Origin of the sequence: Hydrotalea sp. (genome assembly GCF_049968455.1) — a bacterium.
Classification (GTDB): Bacteria; Bacteroidota; Bacteroidia; order Chitinophagales; family Chitinophagaceae; genus Hydrotalea.
This window is the reverse complement of the sequence record NZ_JBMFQT010000007.1, coordinates 87,156-88,648: the sequence shown is the minus strand read 5'-3', so window position 1 is coordinate 88,648 and position 1,493 is coordinate 87,156. Positions and strand designations below refer to the sequence as shown.

The window sequence follows — 1,493 nt, the reverse complement described above, 5'->3', positions numbered from 1 at the left end:
CAAGCTTATAAAAACTACTTACAAAAACTATTAATACTAACTGGAACAGATAGCCTTACTGCAATACAACAAGTTGAGCAAGTATATGCATTGGAAAAACAAATGGCAGAAAGCCACAAAACCAATGTTGCCCTTCGCGACCCGCAAAGCAACTACCACAAAATGGCTGTAGCACAACTTAGTAAAACCATGCCTAACCTGCAATGGCCAATGCTAATAAAAACATTAAATATACAAGCCGATTCAATCAATGTACAACAACCGGAATTTTATACTAAACTTAATCAACTCATCACTTCGCAACCACTTGCTACCTGGCAATTGTATTTGCGTTTACATACTTTAAATGGTGTAGCCAGTTATTTGAGCAGCCCTTTTGTACAAGCATCATTTAACTATTATGGCAAAGCCTTAAACGGGCAAACACAAATGAAGCCCCGTTGGGAAAACGTTTATCGCACCATTGATGGACAAATTGGTGAAGCATTAGGACAATTATATGTAGAAAAATATTTTACCAAAGAAGCCAAACAACGCATGGATGAATTGGTGAATAATTTGCAAACAGCATTTGCCAATCGTATTAATCGTTTAGATTGGATGAGTGATTCTACCAAACAAAAAGCAAAAGATAAATTACAAGCATTCATTAAAAAAATTGGTTACCCCGATAAATGGAGAGATTACAGCAAAGTAAACATTCAACGTAACCAGTACTTCAACAATATAATGGCCGCTGAAGCCAATAATTACCAATACATGATTAATAAGTTAGGCAAACCGGTAGATAGAACAGAATGGGAAATGACTCCTCCTACCATTAATGCCTATTACAATCCATTGTATAATGAAATTGTTTTCCCTGCAGGTATTTTACAATTCCCATTCTTTGATCCTCAGGCCGATGATGCCATTAATTATGGAGGCATTGGTATGGTAATTGGCCATGAAATGACACATGGTTTTGATGACCAGGGGGCACAATATGATAAAGATGGTAATTTAAAAAATTGGTGGAGTGCCAGCGATTATGATTTATTTAGAAAAAAATCGCAACAAGTAATTCAGTTATACAATGGCTTTACCATTCTAGATACGGTACATGTAAATGGAGCATTGACTACCGGTGAAAATATGGCCGATATTGGCGGCATAGCCATTGCTTATGATGCATTTAAAATGACCAAAGAAGGACAAGACAGTACACAAAAAATTGATGGCTTTACACCTGATCAACGCTTCTTTTTATCGTTAGCACAAATTTGGCGTTCTAAAGTAAAAGATGCCTATGCATTAAGATTGATTAACACAGACCCCCATTCACCTGCTATGTACAGAGTAAACGGACCATTAATGAACTTTACGCCGTTTTACAAAGCATTTAATGTTGTACCAGGCGAAAAAATGTATTTGCCGGAAAATGAACGTATAAAAATTTGGTAATTAGTTTTTATTATAACCCTACTCAACCGGTTTTTGATGTTTGTCAAAAA

At 36.0% G+C, this 1,493-nt stretch carries 1 protein-coding gene; it reads left to right on the top strand.

Annotated features, from left to right (window positions below):
- On the top strand, positions 1-1,443 hold a 1,443-nt coding region (locus tag ACP5P5_RS06845; RefSeq protein ID WP_428285361.1), incomplete at its 5' end, for a M13 family metallopeptidase.
- Positions 1,444-1,493: the final 50 nt, after the last annotated feature.